This is a genomic window from Streptococcus mitis (assembly GCF_003942765.1).
Classification (GTDB): Bacteria; Bacillota; Bacilli; order Lactobacillales; family Streptococcaceae; genus Streptococcus; species Streptococcus mitis_BE.
This window is the reverse complement of sequence record NZ_RJNW01000019.1, coordinates 1-758: the sequence shown is the minus strand read 5'-3', so window position 1 is coordinate 758 and position 758 is coordinate 1. Positions and strand designations below refer to the sequence as shown.

The 758-nt window shown below is 51.2% G+C and carries 1 pseudogene; it reads left to right on the top strand.

Features of this window, described 5'->3' with window-relative positions:
- A pseudogene (locus D8849_RS10355) lies at positions 1-758 on the top strand (MSCRAMM family adhesin SdrC); the annotation flags it as partial.

Here is a 758-nt window from a genome sequence, read left to right as displayed (position 1 = left end):
CTTGTTGAGGCTGACTCAGAAGCTGATGTGCTTGCTGAAGCTGACGCACTTGTTGAGGCTGACTCAGAAGCTGATGTGCTTGCTGAAGCTGACGCACTTGTTGAGGCTGACTCAGAAGCTGATGTGCTTGCTGAAGCTGATGCACTTGTTGACGCTGATTCTGAAGCTGATGTACTTGCTGATTCAGAGGCCGATGTGCTTGCTGAGGCTGATGCACTTGTTGAGGCTGACTCAGAAGCTGATGTGCTTGCTGAAGCTGATGCACTTGTTGAGGCTGACTCAGAAGCTGATGTGCTTGCTGAAGCTGATGCACTTGTTGACGCTGACTCAGAAGCTGATGTGCTTGCTGAAGCTGATGCACTTGTTGAGGCTGACTCAGAAGCTGATGTGCTTGCTGAAGCTGACGCACTTGTTGAGGCTGACTCAGAAGCTGATGTGCTTGCTGAAGCTGATGCACTTGTTGACGCTGATTCTGAAGCTGATGTACTTGCTGAAGCTGACGCACTTGTTGAGGCTGACTCAGAGGCGCTTGTACTTGCTGAAGCCGATGCGCTTGTTGATGCTGAAGCTGAAGCACTTGTACTTGCTGAAGCCGACGCGCTTGTTGACGCTGAAGCTGAAGCGCTTGTGCTTGCTGAAGCTGATGCACTTGTACTTGCTGAAGCCGATGCGCTTGTTGACGCTGATTCAGAGGCCGATGTGCTTGCTGAAGCTGATGCACTTGTTGATGCTGATTCAGAGGCCGATGTGCTTGCTGA